This is a genomic window from Cnuella takakiae (genome assembly GCF_001953305.1).
Classification (GTDB): Bacteria; Bacteroidota; Bacteroidia; order Chitinophagales; family Chitinophagaceae; genus Flavisolibacter; species Flavisolibacter takakiae.
Genome location: NZ_MTFE01000010.1, coordinates 4,769,709 through 4,787,510, shown reverse-complemented (window position 1 = coordinate 4,787,510; position 17,802 = coordinate 4,769,709). Strand labels below are relative to the sequence as shown.

10 protein-coding genes are annotated in these 17,802 nt (G+C 52.0%); 4 read left to right on the top strand and 6 right to left on the bottom strand.

Going from position 1 to position 17,802, the window contains the following annotated elements:
• Positions 1 to 147: 147 nt before the first annotated feature.
• Entirely contained in the window at positions 148 to 1,422 is a 1,275-nt protein-coding gene (locus tag BUE76_RS20500; RefSeq protein WP_073044395.1) for a Pycsar system effector family protein, read from the bottom strand.
• Positions 1,423 to 1,456: 34 nt separating this feature from the next.
• On the opposite strand from BUE76_RS20500, the gene BUE76_RS20495 reads away from it, so the two are divergent.
• The 3 genes from BUE76_RS20495 (at position 1,457) to BUE76_RS20485 (ending at position 6,889) form a co-directional block, all read left to right on the top strand.
• Entirely contained in the window at positions 1,457 to 2,335 is an 879-nt protein-coding gene (locus tag BUE76_RS20495; protein WP_158070013.1) for an SdiA-regulated domain-containing protein, read from the top strand.
• A 5-nt stretch (positions 2,336 to 2,340) separates the two neighbouring features.
• A complete protein-coding gene (locus BUE76_RS20490; RefSeq protein WP_158070012.1) occupies positions 2,341 to 5,991 on the top strand; it encodes a BamA/TamA family outer membrane protein in 3,651 nt (1,216 codons plus the stop codon).
• 205 nt (positions 5,992 to 6,196) lie between these two features.
• Positions 6,197 to 6,889 (top strand): HAD family hydrolase, encoded by a 693-nt coding sequence (locus BUE76_RS20485; protein ID WP_073044401.1) that lies wholly within the window; start codon positions 6,197 to 6,199, stop codon positions 6,887 to 6,889.
• 97 nt (positions 6,890 to 6,986) lie between these two features.
• On the opposite strand, the gene BUE76_RS20480 is transcribed toward BUE76_RS20485, so the two are convergent.
• The 3 genes from BUE76_RS20480 to BUE76_RS20470 form a co-directional block, all read right to left on the bottom strand.
• Entirely contained in the window at positions 6,987 to 9,548 is a 2,562-nt protein-coding gene (locus tag BUE76_RS20480; protein ID WP_073044403.1) for a ShlB/FhaC/HecB family hemolysin secretion/activation protein, read from the bottom strand.
• Between the two features lie 564 nt (positions 9,549 to 10,112).
• The gene (locus BUE76_RS20475; protein ID WP_073044405.1) at positions 10,113 to 11,447 is read right to left on the bottom strand and encodes a Gfo/Idh/MocA family protein; all 1,335 of its coding nucleotides are present in this window, start codon (positions 11,445 to 11,447) and stop codon (positions 10,113 to 10,115) included.
• Between the two features lie 138 nt (positions 11,448 to 11,585).
• Positions 11,586 to 12,545, bottom strand: coding sequence for a formylglycine-generating enzyme family protein (locus BUE76_RS20470; RefSeq protein ID WP_073044407.1), 960 nt, complete (start codon positions 12,543 to 12,545; stop codon positions 11,586 to 11,588).
• 138 nt (positions 12,546 to 12,683) lie between these two features.
• On the opposite strand from BUE76_RS20470, the gene BUE76_RS20465 reads away from it, so the two are divergent.
• Positions 12,684 to 13,622, top strand: a complete 939-nt coding sequence (locus BUE76_RS20465) for a hydroxypyruvate isomerase family protein (protein WP_073044409.1) — start codon at positions 12,684 to 12,686, stop codon at positions 13,620 to 13,622.
• Between the two features lie 139 nt (positions 13,623 to 13,761).
• Here BUE76_RS20465 and BUE76_RS20460 read toward each other — a convergent pair whose 3' ends face one another.
• Positions 13,762 to 14,628 (bottom strand): OmpA/MotB family protein, encoded by an 867-nt coding sequence (locus tag BUE76_RS20460; RefSeq protein ID WP_073044411.1) that lies wholly within the window; start codon positions 14,626 to 14,628, stop codon positions 13,762 to 13,764.
• A gap of 226 nt (positions 14,629 to 14,854) precedes the next feature.
• On the bottom strand, positions 14,855 to 17,629 hold the full coding sequence (locus tag BUE76_RS20455; RefSeq protein WP_073044413.1) for a TonB-dependent receptor: 2,775 nt from the start codon (positions 17,627 to 17,629) through the stop codon (positions 14,855 to 14,857).
• Positions 17,630 to 17,802 lie beyond the last annotated feature (173 nt).

The window sequence follows — 17,802 nt, the reverse complement described above, 5'->3', positions numbered from 1 at the left end:
GGAACTTAGGTCAAACATACTTTTAATAAACAACGCCCCTCCAAAGCAGAGGGGCGTTGTTGGTTTATACTTTATTCTCAAAATAACTTGCAACTTAAGTTGGAATTCCGGCCTAAGTTCCCCCTTTAGGAAGACAGGGGGTGTGGTTCAATAATCAATCAACGGCGCACTGGTACTCACATTCGGGTTGGTAGCGCCATACAGGGCTGCAACGGCAAAGGCTATCACCGATATGATCAGCCCGTACATAAAGATGGTATAAGCAATACGCAGGAAGCGGTACTTGCGGGCCAGCACCACACCCAGGTAGTAGATATCCTTGATCATACTGTTGTACAGGTACTCGCGGTCCTTGAGCATCTCGTTCATGCCCCACTGGTATTCTTCCATCTTCATCCGGTAAAAGTTACCGAAGAACAGGAGGTTGGTGCGTTTGCCCCTGATGTCTTCCTCTGAAAAGCGGCCACCACTAATGGAAGGCCGCGTGGCCAGGATGGCAAAAATCATCGCTGCCAGGCAGGTAAGGGCCAGCAGGGCCGTGGGTATGATGTACTGGCGGTAGTAAGGAATGCGCACCAGCAGCACGGTCAATACCACTGAAATGATGATGGCATTTACCGAGATCATGATATTGGCCTTGCCATCGGCAAGCGTACTCAGTTCAAAGTGGTTGTTGCTGGTGGTGCGAAACATGGTTTGGATGCCCCTTTCCGTACTCTTGCGTTCTTCTTTGATCTGCTCTTCCGTTTTACCAGCCGCCGCCGAACTGTACGGAAATACCACGGGCTCAGGGGCGGGAGCATCCTGCTTTTTGCCTTCCTTTTGTTTTTTGTTTTTCAGCAAGGCGAGGTTTTCCAGCTTGCGGGGCTCCAGTTGCTGCTGCCCGTATTCGGTAAAATAGTGGTGGTGTTGGAGAAAGGAAATATTGTTTTTACGCCAGTCTTTCTGGCTGATCTTCATCCCCAGCAAAAATTCCTGCTCCTTGCGCAACAGCTGGCTGCGTGCCGAAAAGTCGGGGGTAGAGAGGTGAAACAGGTCAGCGTCACACAATATTTTTTCCACCAGGCTCACCGGCGACTGCGGCATGCGGGTGGCTTCAATACAGGAACTGATTCTTTGTATCAGCCCGGGGTCGGCGCCATGTGCCGCCAAAAAATCAGTGGCAATATGGATGCTTTCGGCTTCATGGCCGGCGGATTCGCCCTTGCTGTACCCGGTGTCGTGAAACCAGGCTGCCAGCAACAGCACAAACCGGTCCCCTTCTTCCAACTGGTGGTGGTCGGCAATGATGCTGCTCGCTTCCACCACATCTTCAGTATGCTCCAGGTTGTGAAATACCAGTTCGGGTTTTACCCTTTGCCGGAACAGATTGGTAATGAAATCCCTGGCTGCGCTTAAGAGCTGGTCGTTGGTATCGGACATGAGTGGTGCGTTGTTTGATACTACAAATTAAATGATGAGAAAGTTACTTCAAACACAATGCCCGGCAGTAAGCTTTGGTCTGCTATGGGTGTTAGTGCTTTGTACAGCTTGTTCCGACGCAAGCTACAGTTCGCCAAGGGGATATGAACTGCACAAACCCGTTCAGCGCGAACTGGGAAAAAGTCTCAACGAAATATCGGGGCTGTTCTTTGTGCCTGGCGAGGATGCCTTACTGGCCATCAGCGACAGCAAGCGTACTATTTTCCGCATCGATCTGCGTACCCAAAAGCTTTCCGACAAGGTAAAGAACTTTTATGAGCAGGCAGATTTTGAAGATATCGTGCAGGTGGGCAGTACCATCTATGTGCTGGTATCGAACGGCAGCATCGTAGAAGTGCCCCAGGGTGCCGACAGCGTAAACGTGTATAACGCCAACATCGGGGGAAAGAACGATTTCGAAACGCTTTACTACGAGCCCCAGGCCAAAGGCCTGGTGATGTTGTGTAAAAGCTGCGAGGCTGATAAAGGCAATGGCATCCGTACGGCATACCTGTTTTCGCTGGAAGACCGGCAGTTTGCTACCGAACCTTATTATTCCATCAGCAGCGAGCAGGTAAAGAAAACGGCCCGTAACGACGATGCCGACTTCAAACCCTCCGCAGCAGCCATCCATCCCCTTGATGGCCGCTTGTACATACTGGCATCGGCGGGTCAGCTGCTGGTAATAGCCGACCGGCGGGGTAATGTAGAAGAAGTGTACCGCCTCAATCCCGACGATCACCCGCAGGCCGAGGGCATCGCATTTGCACCCAATGGCGCGATGTATATTTCCAATGAAGGCAAGTATGGTGCGGCAACCCTCAAAATGTATTCGTACAAGAAAACAGTGCGCATGCGTGCGGCAAAAAATTAATGATCATGATGCGAGTGTGTATCCTATGGCTGCTATTTTTCACCGGCCATAATCTATGGGCACAGGAAGACAGTATCCGGCAAAGAATATTCCTGATTGGCGATGGCGGCGAACTCCACAATGGCAAGCAGGTGGTAGTGGACTGGCTGCAAAAGAACGTGGACTGGAACGATCCGCTGAACAGTGCCGTTTACCTGGGTGATAATATTTACCCCCTCGGCCTGCCTATGGAAGGGGAGAGCGGCTATCTCTATTATAAAAAGATCATCGACAGCCAGATCGACCTGGTGCGCAACAAAAAGAGCCGTGCCTTTTTTGTAATGGGCAACCACGACTGGGCCAATGGCAAACTGGTAGGCTGGCAGCGTGCTCTTAACCAAATCAACTACATCAATGGACTGGAACAACCTAATATACAGGCACAGCCAACAGGCGGCTGCCCGGGCCCCATACCTATTGAACTGAACGAGCAGGTGGTACTGGTGATGATGGACAGCGAGTGGTTTTTGTACCTCCACGACAAGCCCGGACCGGGCTCCAACTGTTCTTCCAAAACCGTTGATGAATTTGCCATCGAGCTGCAGGAAATTGCCGCGGCGCATCCCAACCAGCTGATGATCGTGGTGATGCACCACCCCATGTACTCGCATGGTACCCATGGCGGCGATTATACCTGGAAAGAGCACCTGTTCCCGCTAACGGCAATAAATCCCAACCTCTGGATTCCCTTGCCCATCCTGGGTTCGGTATATCCCATCACCCGGGGTGTGTTTGGCAATGTCCAGGATCTGAAACACCCACTGTATCAAAACATGATAGAGACCGTGGAGCGGGTGCTGCAATCGCACCCCAACGCCATGGCGGTAGCGGGTCACGAGCACAATTTGCAGTTGATAGAAAAGGACAGTGTACACTATATCGTAAGTGGCTCAGGTGCCAAGCTTACCCGCCTGAGTGAAAAGGGCAAACAAGGCAAGCTGCTGTATTCCGATCTCAATTTCGGCTTTGCCATGCTGGAAGTGCGCAAGAGCGGCAAGGTGGAAGTGCGGTACTATAACATCAACAGCAAGGACATGAGCGATCCCAATTTCGTGAAGGCGCTCAAGCCCATTCAAACCGTGCCGGAGCAGGTATCCAAAGACTCCATCCCGGTGCTGCCCCAATCCCTGGTGGTTACGGCCAATCCAAGGCTAAAGGGCAACCCGCTGCGCAATTTCTTTATGGGTAAAAATTACCGTACCGAATGGACCACGCCGGTGGAAGTGGATGTGCTGAATATGGGCACCGAGCAGGGTGGCCTGAAGCCCGTACGACAGGGTGGCGGCAAGCAAACACGGTCGCTTAGGTTGGAAACCAAGGAAGGCCGCGACTGGATTCTGCGCACCATTGAAAAGTTCCCCGAGGCAGCCATCCCGCCCGACCTGCGCACGCCTTTTACCAAGCAGGTGCTGGAACAAGGCATCTCGGCTTCCTATCCTTTTGCACCCCTTTCTATTGCACCACTGGCACAGGCGGCAGGTTTGCCCGTCATCCGGCGCAAGCTGGTTTATATTCCCGATGATCCGAGGCTGGGCCGCTTCCGCAGTACGTTCCGCAATACCTTGGCCGTACTGGAAGAGCGACAGCCGGCAAATGTGGCTAAAGTGTACAATACCGACGAACTGGTGACCCGCCTGGCCAAAGACAACGACGACCATGTAGACCAACGCCAGGTGCTGAAGGCTCGCCTGCTGGATAATTTTATCATGGACTTCGACCGCCACGAAGACCAGTGGCAATGGGCTACCCGCGATACCGGGAAAGGAAAGATCTATTATGCCATTCCCCGCGACCACGACCAGGCATTTTACACCAACCAGGGCCTTGTTCCCAAGCTGGCCAAGAAACCCTGGTTTGCACCCGAACTGCAGGGTTTTTCTGCCAAGGCAGACAATATCAAAACCTTTAATAAACCCGCCCGCAACTTCGACCGGTTCTTTTTGAATGAACTGGATTGGATGGTATGGGAAAGGCAGATCGATACTTTTCTGAATGCCATGACCAACGAGGTGTTGCGTACCGCGGTGCAGCGCCAGCCCAATGCCACCGAGGGTGCCAGCGCCGATAAGATCAGGCTTACGCTGGAGCAGCGCCGCCGGTTTTTCAAAAACGATATGCAGGCCTATTACCGCTTTATTTCAAAAGAAGTAAACATTGTAGGCACCAACCAGCGCGAACTGTTTTTGATCCACAAAACAGACAGCGGTTTTGTGGATGTACATGTCTATAAGATCGATAAGCAAGGACAGCGCAGCTCACAAATTTACCAGCGACTGTTTGATCCGTCGGTGACCCATGAACTCCGGATTTTTGGCCTCGAAGACAGCGACTCATTCCAGGTAAGTGGCGGCAGGTCGCCCATTTTGATCCGCATTGTTGGCGGCCCGGGTGAAGACCGGTTCCTGGCTGCAGGCAATGAGGGCAGAAAGGTGATTGTGCACGATGTGAATTTTGAAGCCAACCGTTTTGAAGGCGATACGGCCCTGTTCAGCCAGCACGTTACCACCAACCCGCAGCAAAACCTATACAACAGGCTGTTTTATAAATATGATTATTTCAACCCAGGCATTTCCGTGGGGTATAATATTGATGATGGCATATTCCTGGGGGCAAGGGCGGAAGTGGTAAAACAAGGATTCCGCAAGGAGCCTTATGCCTCCCGGCACTTGCTGGTGGCGCGCAGGGCGCTTAAAACAGCTTCTACCCAGTTTAAGTGGGAAAGCGATTTTACGGGTGTATGGAATGCCCACGACTTGCTGGTGCGCGCCGATGTGCGGGCGCCGGTGAATGTGACCAACTTCTTTGGTATCGGCAACAATACGGCTTTCAACAAATCGGAGCCGGGAAGGGAACGTTTTTACCGGGTGCGTTACGATTTTGCCGATGCATCGGTGCTCCTGCGCCGGCAGCTGCAGTCCTGGTTCCGGGTGTATTATGGTCCCAGTTACCAATACTTCCGGATGGACCGTCGCCAAAACCAGGACCATTTTGTGGACCGGTATTTCCGCGATGGCAATGGCAATGACCTGAACAAATTTTTTGAGCCCCATCATTACCTGGGCGCCGCTGTAGGCATGAATATCAACTCGCAAAACAACAGGGTGATTCCTACCCGTGGATTGGTGTTCAACCTGCAGGCGCGGCCCCTGTTTGGCCTGAACAGTGTAAGTACCAACCAGGCCCAGTTTACCGGTGATATGCGCATCTTCGCCTCTTTTGAAAAACAGGCCCGCCTGGTATATGCCTTCCGCCTGGGTGGCGGTATCAATGCCGGTAAATATGCTTTCCAGCAGGCACAATACCTCAGTGGTATGGAAAACCTGCGGGGTTATCGCCGCGACCGTTTTGCCGGCCGCTCCATGTTGTACAACAACCTGGAACTACGCCTCAAGATCGCAGATTTCAATACTTACCTGTTTCCCGGGCAAATTGGTGCTTTCGTCTTCAACGATGTGGGCAGGGTATGGGCCGATGGAGAGGCCTCCGGCCGCTGGCATGTGGGCAATGGTATCGGCATCTATATCTCTCCCATCAAGCGTTGGGTGGTAACGGGCTCGCTCACCCGAAGCAAGGAAGAAAAGCTGCTGCCCATGGTACAGTTTGGATTTTTCTTCTAATAGCTTCCGGTCTTACTGGCGGGGGCACTGGCAAGAAACACTTGCAATTACAATAGCTGTATAGTGGCCTGGCCAGTGCTACATTTGCATCCAGTTTCGGGCAGCCTCGGATAAGTAAGTAGGAATGGAACGGCCACGGTTGCTTAATGGACGGGCCACCCGATGACGCTGTATCATTAGAATAATTTAAAAGTGGCTTGGCCAGATGAACAATATCAAAGTAATTGCTTTTGACGCCGACGATACCCTTTGGGTGAATGAACCTTATTTCCGTGAAACTGAAGCCCTGTTTGGCAGCCTGATGGCCGACTTCATGGCGCCGCATACCGCGGAAAGAGAATTGTTTCAGACGGAAATTGCCAACCTGCCCTTGTATGGTTATGGGATCAAAGGTTTTATGCTGTCGATGGTAGAAACGGCACTGCGCATTTCCGGAAATACCATCGATGCAAAAGGTATCCACCGCATTTTGGAACTGGGCAAGGAATTGCTGGCCCGCCCTATTGAACACATCGAAGGGGTGGAAGAAGTGCTGATCGCATTAAAGGATAAATACCGGCTGGTGGTGGCCACCAAAGGCGACCTGCTGGACCAGGAGCGCAAACTGAAAGCCTCGGGTCTCGATCATTATTTCCACCACATCGAAATCATGTCGGAAAAAGACGAGGCTGGCTACCGCAAACTGATCAGGCACCTCGACATTCCGCCTGCCGATTTTATGATGGTGGGCAACTCGCTAAAAAGTGATGTGTTGCCGGTGCTGAACTTAGGTGGTCATGCAGTGCATGTGCCTTTTCACATTACCTGGGCACACGAACAGATTCATCATACCATTGAGCACGAAAACTTCAGGGAGATCAAAGCCGTACGGGAATTGCTGACCCTGCTGGTGAGCTGATTTCGGATGTTTGATTTCGGATTTCGGTATGGTACAACAGGTAGATATTACCTGTATTCAAACACCACCGAAACCCGAGATCCCCAATCCGAGATTTTTACAGGCTTCCCCTATAGCCAATATGCAACATGCCTCTTTCTGCAGAGCGGGCATAGGCCAGTTCCACTCTGATTTTATTGAACGGTACCAGCATCAGCCCCAGGCCATAGCCCGTATGCACCCTGTTGGAAGTTTCACCCGGCTGCCAGATGCGGCCCGCATCAAATAAGCCGAAAATGCCTACAGGCCCGTTGAACCAGTAACTGCGAAAAGGCGCTACATACATCACTTCGTTTTGGGTGTAGGCAGCAGTATTGCCCCAGAACCTTTCGCGGCGGAAACCCCGGAGGGTAGCCGATCCGCCAATAGTGGACAGTTGGTAAAACTCGGGTTGGCCATTTACGGATTGGATGCCGCCGCCCGTTTTAAATACCCATCTTTTTGCCAGCGGCAGGTACACCTGCACATTGCTGTTGTAGGTCCTGATTTCGCGGTTGGTTTGTTTGAGGTTGCGCATATAACCGGCGCTGGCATTAAACTGTAAACCTTTGGTGGGCACCAGCGGATTGTTGAGGTATACAAAACCATAGGTCAGGCGGCCACCGCCAAACTGGTGGGTGCGAAACAGGAGCGGGTCATCACTCATTTCCTTCCCCACAAATCTTTCTGTATCGGGTCGTATGCGCACTGTTTGAAAGCGTGCCGACAGCCCAATGCTGTGGTGTCGGCCCAGGGGGCGGAACAAGCCTGCGTCGGCATTTACCACCTCGGAGCGCACCCGGTGAAAATTGTTGTCGGCAACCTGTGGTGGTGTTTCGTTGCCAATGCCGAAGAAATTGTTCCAGCGAATGGCATCGTATTCGGCAGATAAAAGGCCGTTCCATTTGCCTATGATCTGTGTGAAAATTCCTTCGTAGCCTGCACTCACGCCACCCTGCCACAGCGAGTAGTTGAGGTAGGCTTTGTGTTGCTGGGCAAATGGAACCTTGCGCCAGCCTTGTTTGGTGTTCTTATAAGCCAGCCCTGCATAAATGCGGTCGTTATTGCTGTAAAAAACCATGGGGCGCAGGCCTTGCTTATTGAAGGCAAAAGCATCAAAATCGTATTGGTGCACATCGGCTTCATCGCTCAGGTGGTATCGAACGTGTCCACCATAGGTGTAGGTGTTGGCGCGGCTGTCGTAAAGGTCAATATTGCCGTTGCGGCTGCGGTTGCGCAGGCTGTCTTTTTGAGGGCCGCCAATGATGCGGAGTTTGATCTTCTTTTCGATATCACCCTCTGCCAAAAACTGGTCGTTGCCGCCAACGCCATACAGGTTGACCTCCCTGGTTTCATCGGGGTTGAATGCCCGGTTGAAGAAAGGGGTAGCAGCTGCTTTTCCTGTTTCATCCAGGTCGTATATGCTTACCTGGACACCTTTACCCGTACTACCCGTAATGCGCACCTGCTCCGAAGCACGGGAGGCAATCACATCGGCATGGGTTGCCAGCAGGTCGTAATAACGTTTGGCATAGCTATCCAGCACATTGCGGCGGCTTTTTAGATTAGCCAGGATGCTTGCCCCGGAAGCGGTTTGTATTTCGGGTGGCAGCTGGCTGATGGCTTCCTGCAGCACCGCATCGGTAAGTGCGGTTTTCAACTGCCTGGCAATGGCCTGCCAGTCGGCAGCCGAAAGGCTGGCAGTGAGTCTCCGGTCGAGGTGGAGCGAGCGGCCATTGAGTTTACCTGGCTCCGGCATCTGCCGGTCGAATGAAACCAGGTGACCAATGGGTGCTACAATTTTGGCAATGGTGAGCAGCCGGCCATCGAAGCGGGCATAAGCGCCCTCATAGCCATTGGGCACCGGCAGGTACCTTGTTGTTTCGCCGGAAGGCTGTGCCTGCCAGCGCCAGCTTTCCTCGTCGCGGGTGCTGATGCCCAACAGCATGTCAAGTAACCGGTACTTCAGGTAGGTTGCAGCATCAGGCTGGTTGCGGTTGTCGGTTTCTGCAAGCTGCAACATCCTTTGGGTGCGCACCCAGGTAGTGGTGGTGTCGGCACCGGCATTTACGGGCATCGCTTGTAAGAAATACAAGCGGTTGAGCAGCTGTGCGGGAAAATTACCCAGGGCCTGCTGCCGCGGCAGGTACACCAGTTGTACCGGCGACAGCGGCAAAGCTGCCGCCCTTGTCATAGGCCCAACTGTAAGCGGTGCATAGGGCTGGTAGGCAGAACCCAGGTCGGCGGCAAAGTCGGAGACCATGGTGCCCTGGTAAATATCGGGCAGCGCCCTTGCCGGGGCGTACTGTACGGGCCTGAGGGCGATGGCCTGCCCTGTGGTATTGGTAAAAATGAGGGTTGGCTGTTGGCCATTATTGGAAGCGGCGTACAGCTTGAGGCCTCCTTTCAACGTATCCAGCCGGGCAACAGGCGCCTGTACGGGCAATGCCCAATCGAGCCGGTACCGTTCGCCTACGGCCTTCTTTTGCGACAGCAGGGGCAGGTAATGTGCTGCTGCCGATGCCTGGATAAATGGGGGGAGGCTATCACTGGTGGTTTGGGCATGCAGCAGGTTGCCTGTCAACAGTAAGGTCCAGATTCCGCTGCCCAGGGGCAGCCAATGTTTCATCTTCGTGGTCATTCGCCAATCATTTGAGCCCAGTACAATACCATTTTTTAATTAGTTGGAAAAGCTTGAAGCTATTAGCTACTAGCTTCAAGCGTACAAACCCGCAGGTTGATTCCGCAGCCAAATGGAAATAGTATAAGCTTCAATCCAATAAGTTCTAAAAACCTTGCCACTGACTGCGGGCGTTGCAAGATTACGGGAAAGGGGAGAATTGAGGCAACGGAGCGTACATTATTGGCATATTGAGCTGATCGGACAATAGGTTATAATACTCTTTTCAACTAGGTAATTCGGTTTGCATGGTAGGCGATTGTCATGCCGAACTTGTTTCGGCATCTCTTGCTGTATACAGGTACTCCGAAGATTGCTGGAGATGCCGACCTACGTCGGCATGCCATATTCCGCTGTTACTGAACTACCTAATTGAAAAATGGTATAATACCAATTATTAATTGTTTGTGCCCATGTTCAAGATACCGGCAACTGGCAACTTGAAATCTGTTCAGTTCCTAACTCCCTGCCCTAACAAAAAAAGCCCCGCTTACGCAGGGCTTAAGTAAGGCAAAAGAGGAAATTTTATGCAAAGTTGAACTTGGTCTTTCCCGGGACGGCAATGGGGTAGAAGCCGTCATCACCCGGAACAATCGAAGGCATCGCATCCCAGGCATAAGCCTTAGGCTGGAGGTTGATACCCGAGTTGAGGGCTTTGTTCCATTCCACTACCTGGCCACTATAAGTTGCCATGCGGCCAAGGATGGAGGTCATGGTGCTGTAAGCGCCGTTTTCTGCGTCGGCAAATTTGTACTCGCCTTTGGCGATGGCTGCAAACAGTTCGTCGTGTTCTGTTTGATAAGGGTTGTTTTCTGTCTTTTTATCAAACTGGAAGAGCACATTGCCTTTCAGGTCTACGATATTGGCAGCGCCGGCCTGTATGCGGCCCTTGGTGCCTACCAGCAGTTCGTCCACCTTGGCCATGGTTTTGGGCTGGTGGCGGCACTGGCTGTTGAGGATGGAGCCATCGGCATATTCAAACTCCACATAGTGGTGGTCGAATATTTCACCGTGGTCCTTACCCTTGCGAACTTCGCGGCCTCCCATGCCTTGTGCTTTTACAGGATATCCGCCTTTGAACCAGTTTATTACATCAATATTGTGGATGTGCTGCTCGGTGATATGATCGCCGCAAAGCCAGTTGAAATAGTACCAGTTGCGCATCTGGTATTCCATCTCGGTTTGCCCGGCCTTGCGCGGGTTTACCCATACACCGTCGTTGTTCCACCAGGCCTGCGCCGATACAATGTCGCCAATCAGGGCCTTGCGCTTGTACAGTTCGCGGTAGGAGTTTTGGTAGTGGCGCTGCAGGCCTACCACCACGTTCAGTTTCTTCTGCTTGGCAATCTTGGCTGCTTCCAGCACCTTCTGTACGCCGGCAGGATCGGTAGCCACGGGCTTCTCCATGAAGATGTGCTTGCCCTGCTTTACCGCTTCTTCAAAATGGATGGGGCGGAAGCCGGGAGGAGTGGCCAGGATCACCACATCGGCAAGGGGGATGGCTTTCTGGTAAGCATCAAACCCAACAAAACGCCGTTCGGCAGGAACGTCAATCATGGTCTTCAGGTCCACTTTTGCGCCAGCGTCAGATATTTCTTCGGAGTTGATGGTTTTATAGCACCGGTCCAGGCGGTCCTGGAAAGCGTCGGCCATAGCCACCAGCTTTACATTTTGTTTTGACTGCAGGGCCTGCATAGCGGCACCTGTGCCCCGGCCACCACAGCCGATAAGGGCTACTTTGATTACATCCGAAGCACCCGAGAAAAAATTGGCGCCTGCCAGGTTGGGCAGCACCATCATACCGCCGGCCAGCATGCCGGTTTGCTTTACAAATTCCCTGCGGGAGTTGGTTGGTTTCATTATGACAAGTTTTGCGTTAGGTTTTAAAATGTAGTGTGTACAGTTAAATGGAAGGTTTAGAAAAGGTACCAATATTTTCGATGATAATGCATCGGCGTTAGCCTTAATTAACGCAGGATCAATGCAGGCTCATCTTTGTTATTGCCCCAGGTGCAATTGGAAAAACGCTTCGGCTTCTTCCTGTGTGGGTTGCTTGTAGGGACGAACCAAACGGAAGCCTACAAAATGCCCGTCGGTGAGCCACCAGCGGCTTTTTGGAATCTGTGGATCCCGCTTGTTCCAGTCGGGCAGCCAGCTGAGGCGGGATGCAGGACGCAGTTTCGCCGCATCGTCTTCAAAAGAGCCACCGCGCACCCCTTTGGGATGGCGCTTCTCCGGCGTGATAACAGGGTCTGTTGCGCCGTCTGCTACCTTGCTGTAATACTGTTCGTCAAACTGGTCAATAGTCCACTCGGCCACATTGCCCAGCATATCATAAAGTCCCCATGCGTTTGGCTTTTTCTGCCCTACCCGGTGGTACACTTTATTGCTGTTGGCCTTTGTCCAGGCATAATCGTTTAGTTGTGCTGCATCGTTGCCAAATGGGTAGGTAGTAGTGGCGCCTGCACGGGCGGCATATTCCCATTCGGCTTCGGTAGGCAGGCGGTAAAACTGGCCCGTTTTGTTGTACAGCCAGCGGCAATACATCAGCGCGGTAAATTGCTGCATGCTGTTTGCCGGAAAGCCCCCGGTTTTTCCCATGCCCCAGGTAAGATCGATGTATTGGGATGTGGGCTTGGTGATGGCATCAACGGTGGAGTTGGTAGGCGTGCCTTCGTCTTCAAAAAATACGTTGAACTCGTCGTGGGTCACTTCGTGGGTGCCCATCCAAAAAGGGCTGATGGTCACTTTTTTCTGTGGGCCTTCAAAGGCCTGTGCCCCTGCTTCGCCGCTGGCCGCCCCCATGGTATAGGTGCCGCCGGCAATGGGCGTCATGGTAAATTTTATGCTGGTACCGGGAAGGGTTTGTTCGTAAGGTTTAAAATCGGCGGGTTGCTGGCTGTAAGCACTCCTGGCCAGCAATAGGGCAACAATCAAATAAAACTTCACTGCAATCATTTAAGGGTTTTAAAAATAAGGATTGTTGGGCTTTGAAGGCGAACAAACGTTTGCATCACATTTATTTATTTTTACCTGCGATGCCGGCGCCTAATATGCGGGCTTTGCCCTATTTTGGTACATCTAACGATACTTACCATGGAACGTCGCAATTTTCTAAAGAATGGGTTTGTCGCTGGTGCTGCAAGCCTTGTATCTGCACCGCTTTTTGCCCGCAACACAGCCGCACAACAAAACCCTACCGCTGCCGCAGGCCAGCCTTTTCAACTCAATTATGCTTTTCATGACGGCATGTTCAAAAACAGCGGCGGTGCCGATTTCGTGGACCAGATCAAATGGGCCTACGACCAGGGCTTCCGCGGTATTGAGGACAATGGCATGATGGGCCGTGCCGTGGAGCAGCAAACAAAAATTGGTGAAACCCTGGCCAAGCTGGGCATGACCATGGGTGTGTTTGTAATTGACGGCGGCGACAACTGGAAGGTATCGCTGGCAACAGGGAAGAAAGAGTTCCAGGATAGGTTCCTGGATATTTGCCGCAAGTCACTGGAGGTAGCCAAAAGGTGCAATGCCAAGTGGGCCACTGTTGTGCCCGGTTATTTTGAACGCAAGCTGCCCATTGGTGTGCAAACGGGCCATGTGATCGACGCGCTGCGCCGCGGCTCGGAAATACTGGAAAAGCAGGGATTGGTGATGGTGCTGGAGCCCCTGAGCGATAACCCCGATTTGTTCCTCCGCACTTCCGATCAAACCTATGGCATCTGCCGCGCCGTAAACAGTCCTTCCTGCAAAATCCTTTTTGATATGTACCACATGCAGCGCAATGAAGGCAATGTGATTGCCAACATGGACCTGGTGTGGGATGAGATCGCTTATTTCCAGGTTGGCGACAACCCCGGCCGGAAAGAGCCTACCACCGGAGAGATGAATTATAAGAACATCTTCAAGCATATTTACGATAAAGGCTACCGCGGCATTATGGGTATGGAGCATGGTAATGCCCGTCCCGGTAAAGATGGTGAGTTGGCGTTGATACAGGCGTATCGGGAAGTGGATGCGTTTAAAGCCGGAGTGTAGGTTTTTGGTTTTTTGTTTTTGGTTGTATAAAAGAAAACGCCGCAATACACTTGCGGCGTTTTCTTTTATACAAACTTCTTTTAAGTTTTTGTCTGTAGGATTTAACCTCAAACAAAAAACTAAAACCCAAAAACAGTTCTTAGCTCTGCGGCTTCTCCAGCAGCTTGAAAAACTGGTCCAGCTGGGGCAGGATCACGATGCGGGTGCGGCGGTTGAGGCTGCGGCTGGCATCGCTGTCGTTGGAGGCAACGGGCAGGAACTCGCTGCGGCCACCGGCAGTCATGCGGCGGGCGTCGATCTTATATTGGTTTTGCAGTACGCGTACAACGGCAGTGGCACGCTTGGTGCTCAGGTCCCAGTTGTCAACGATGCAGGCATTCTTAATGGGCACATTATCGGTATGGCCTTCTACCAGGAACTCGATTTCAGGTTTGGCATTCAGCACCTGGGCTACTTTGCCCAGCACGCTCATGGCGCGGTCGCTCAGTTCGTACGAACCGCTGCGGAACAGCAGTTTGTCGGAGATAGATATGAATACAGCACTTTTTTCCACCTTTACTTCGATATCGGTGTCGTTGATATCGTTGAGGGCGCTCTTCAGGTTCATCACTAAGGCCATGTTCAATGAATCTTTGCGGGCCATCGACTTCTGCAGGTCGGTGATATATGCGTCTTTGGCACCGATATTTTCCATGCTCTTCTTGATGCTCTCGGCCTGTGCGCTGGAAATAACGGAAAGATCTTTCAGTTGGTTGATCATTACGTTGTTGTTCTCCTTGGTCATGGACAGTTGCTGGCGGGCAGCATCCAGTTCCGACTCCAGTTGCTGGCGGCGACGGGCAGCAGTTTCCTCGTCATCGCGGCATTTTTTCAGGTCTTGTTGTACCTGCACATAAAAGTCATTCAGTTTGGCATACTTGGCCTGTTCGGCTTTCAATTTTTTGCCCGAAACACAGGAAGTGAGCAGCACTGCAGCAGCTCCGGCAACGAAAAGGATCTTTTGCATTGTTCTTTTTGAATTTTGGTGGCTTATAACCTGACAAGTTGGAGGCAAGCGTCCTTTATCAGGCGTCCAAAGATAGGCCTGTAGCGGATTTGAAAAAAGGTTGCAGGCATTCTAATGCCGTTTGGGCGTTAATGCTTCCTGAATAATTGCGGCCTTAAAGGTTTCTATGTAGTAAAAATAAAACCCTGCACGGGGCAGGGTTTTATTTTGATCGGGGGAGATGATTTTATAGCGAAAAAGCAAGGCGCAGGAAATAGCGTCTTCCGTTTTGTCCCATTTGCACCGCATCGAAGGGACCGGCAGGTTCGTTGTTGTAAGCCCAGCCTTTGGCACCCAGCGCCACGCCGTAGGAGGGGTGAATATTGAACAGGTTGTCGGCGCCTGCAAACAGAGTCCACTTGGGCGAAAAGCGATAGCTGGTGTACAGGTCGGTAACTACGCGGGTAGCATAATAGTATTTATCAGCCACGTACAGGTTCGGATCCGCATCGGTAGGCACCTGCGGGTTGATGCCCAGGCCGTCCTCTCCATAACCCAGGATTTGGATTTTGCCAAATCGGGTAAGACGGGCGCCAATGGTGAATCCTTTATATCCATACTCACTGTTCAGCGACAGTTTGTTTTTAGGCGCTGATGCCAGGATAAAAGCCTGTTCACGATCGCTCAGGAAGTTCTGGCGGCTTTCGGCCGACCCGGCGAGCTTGGCGGGCACATTGATCTGGTCAATGGTCATGTCCTGGATATTGCCGGCAAAGAGCAGGCGGAAACGCTGATCATTCGCCAGCGGACGGTTATAGTCAAATACGATGTCGAGGCCTTTGTTCGTAGTGTTTACCGCATTGGCAAAAAACTGCGCAAGACCCACATTCAAAGCATTCATCTGTGCCGCCAATGCCGGATCGATACCCGGCTGGTCGGCGGCAAACTGTCCGCTAAGCACCACGCGGTCTTTGATGCGTACCCAGTAACCATCAATCGTAATATTGAGTGTGGGAGTGGGATTCCAGGTAAAGCCTACACTGGCATTCTGGCTTTCTTCCTGCTTCAGGTTGGGAATGCCGGCCGCCTTGGTGATGGGGCTGTAGTTGGGGGCGATTTTTACTTCGGCAATATTGCTGCCTTGTACGGTAGTAAAGGTGGAACTGAAGTTGATCTGCTGTAGCGATGGTGCCCGGAAACCGGTGCTGTACGATCCGCGCAGGTTCAGGTTGCGGGCCAGTTTGTAGCGTGATGCCAGTTTATAATTAAACGTAGCGCCAAAGTCGCTGTAGTTTTCATAACGCACCGCGCCGTTGAGCAGCCACTTGTTGGTAATATCCAGTTCGGCATCGGCATACACACCAACTGTATTGCGGTTGGCTTTTACCTCGTCTGAAGGCTGGTACCCGGGAAAACCTTGTGAGCCGCTGGCTTTTGCTGCATTGTAGTTTTTCCATGAAGCTTCTTCACCAGCTTCGATGGTGTAGCGCTCGTAGCGGTACTCGGCACCCAACGCAAGGTTAAAGCCCTGTCCAATGCCGTCGATCTCGCGGCTGAAAATCAGGTTGGAAGTGTTTTGCAAAAAGCTGAAGCCGCCATTGTCGAAATGGGTTTGGCCCGCACCCAGCGACGCGTTGAAGGTTTTATCACCATAAAAATGGAAGCCGTTGCGGCCGGTGGTGTTACTAATGTCCCAGTTCCAGCCGCTGGCAGTTGCGCCCCTGATGCCGGCAGCAGCAGAAAGGTCGCTGATCCTGGTCTGGATATGCGGGTTGTAATAGAACTCGCCATCAGGTGTTTCCTTAATAATGCCTGCAACCGGGATCATATTACCCTGTGCATCGGTCGGGAATCGTTCCGGCCTTGCCGAAAAATTACGGCTGAATGCAAAAGCATCCGACGATTTGTAGTTGAAGCCGCCGAAGGAGTAGAACACCGTGCGGTTATTGGCAAAGGGAAGCTCCATATTATATTGTGTGCCGCCCATCAGCAGGGATGCATCTCCATTGGCACGGCGGTAGGGGTTGAGGTACATGCCCCGGGGGGTGTTAACGGGATCAGTGGTGTCCAACACCTGGCGGAAAGTTTTACCGGTGGTCAGCAGGTCGGCAGAAAGGTTGATAAAGCCATTGCGCTTACCCAAACCAATGCCGTAGTTCAATCCAACTGTGGCGCTCTTGCCATCCAGTTTCGACTCGTATTCATATTGACCCAGCTCTTTCTTATAAGCTGTATTGAACCGGGGATCATGAAAAGCCGACACGCCCAGGTTGCCGGTAAGCTTTCCTGTAGTGCGTTTCAGAATGATATTAATAACACCAGCAATAGCGTCTGAGCCGTATTGAGCCGAGGCGCCATCGCGCAGAATTTCTATCCGGTCAATGGCTGAAGCGGGGATGGCGTTCAGGTCGGTACCCGAGTTGCCGCGGCCACGGGTGCCAAATACAGAAACAAAGGAGGTCTGGTGGCGGCGCTTGCCATTGATCAGCACCAGGGTTTGGTCGGGACCAAGCCCGCGAAGGGTGGCAAGGTCCACGTGGTCGGCACCATCCGATCCGCTTTGTTTATTATAATTAAAGCTAGGCGCTACATAATTAAGGATAGAGGTCACATCCATGCGGCCGGTAGGCAGTGTGTTGGCGGCCACATTGATCACATCAACGGGCACCGGTGTTTCGGTGCGCACCCTGCCGGCACGGCGGGTACCTACCAGCACCACCTGCGAGAGCTGTTCGGCGTTATAGTCCAGTACAATATCCAGGCTGGTGTTTTCTGCAATGGTAATTTCCCGGCTACCATATCCAGCACTGCTGATCTGTAATACATCGCCGGGAGCGGCCATAATAGTAAAGCTGCCATCGGTATTGGCAATAACGCCACCTGTTTTGCCCTTGATCTTAATAGAAGCACCATTCAAAGCTTGCCCGTTTTGCGAGCTGGATATTTTACCGGAAATGGTTTTTTGTTGTGCCATGGCCAGGGTAGAGGCGGTTAAGGCCATTACTAGCAGGAGTCTTCTCATGAATCGTTTATTGGTTTGGTCTAAAGTAAAGCATAATTAAAAAGCAGGGTAAAAGGATATGGGATATCTGCTGAACAAAGACATCAAAAGGAAAAGAAAGGCCCATCATTGGGTTTTTGAAAATATGTTTGGAATAAAAGCGCCAGGTAAACAACAACTCCCTATCTTTGCAG

Bases quoted from the DNA above. Each gene is read 5' to 3' on its own strand.
- BUE76_RS20500 (WP_073044395.1), bottom strand. From the start codon at position 1,422: ATGTCCGATACCAACGACCAGCTCTTAAGCGCAGCCAGGGATTTCATT.
- BUE76_RS20495 (WP_158070013.1), top strand. From the start codon at position 1,457: ATGAGAAAGTTACTTCAAACACAATGCCCGGCAGTAAGCTTTGGTCTG.
- BUE76_RS20490 (WP_158070012.1), top strand. From the start codon at position 2,341: ATGATGCGAGTGTGTATCCTATGGCTGCTATTTTTCACCGGCCATAAT.
- BUE76_RS20485 (WP_073044401.1), top strand. From the start codon at position 6,197: ATGAACAATATCAAAGTAATTGCTTTTGACGCCGACGATACCCTTTGG.
- BUE76_RS20480 (WP_073044403.1), bottom strand. From the start codon at position 9,548: ATGACCACGAAGATGAAACATTGGCTGCCCCTGGGCAGCGGAATCTGG.
- BUE76_RS20475 (WP_073044405.1), bottom strand. From the start codon at position 11,447: ATGAAACCAACCAACTCCCGCAGGGAATTTGTAAAGCAAACCGGCATG.
- BUE76_RS20470 (WP_073044407.1), bottom strand. From the start codon at position 12,545: ATGATTGCAGTGAAGTTTTATTTGATTGTTGCCCTATTGCTGGCCAGG.
- BUE76_RS20465 (WP_073044409.1), top strand. From the start codon at position 12,684: ATGGAACGTCGCAATTTTCTAAAGAATGGGTTTGTCGCTGGTGCTGCA.
- BUE76_RS20460 (WP_073044411.1), bottom strand. From the start codon at position 14,628: ATGCAAAAGATCCTTTTCGTTGCCGGAGCTGCTGCAGTGCTGCTCACT.
- BUE76_RS20455 (WP_073044413.1), bottom strand. From the start codon at position 17,629: ATGAGAAGACTCCTGCTAGTAATGGCCTTAACCGCCTCTACCCTGGCC.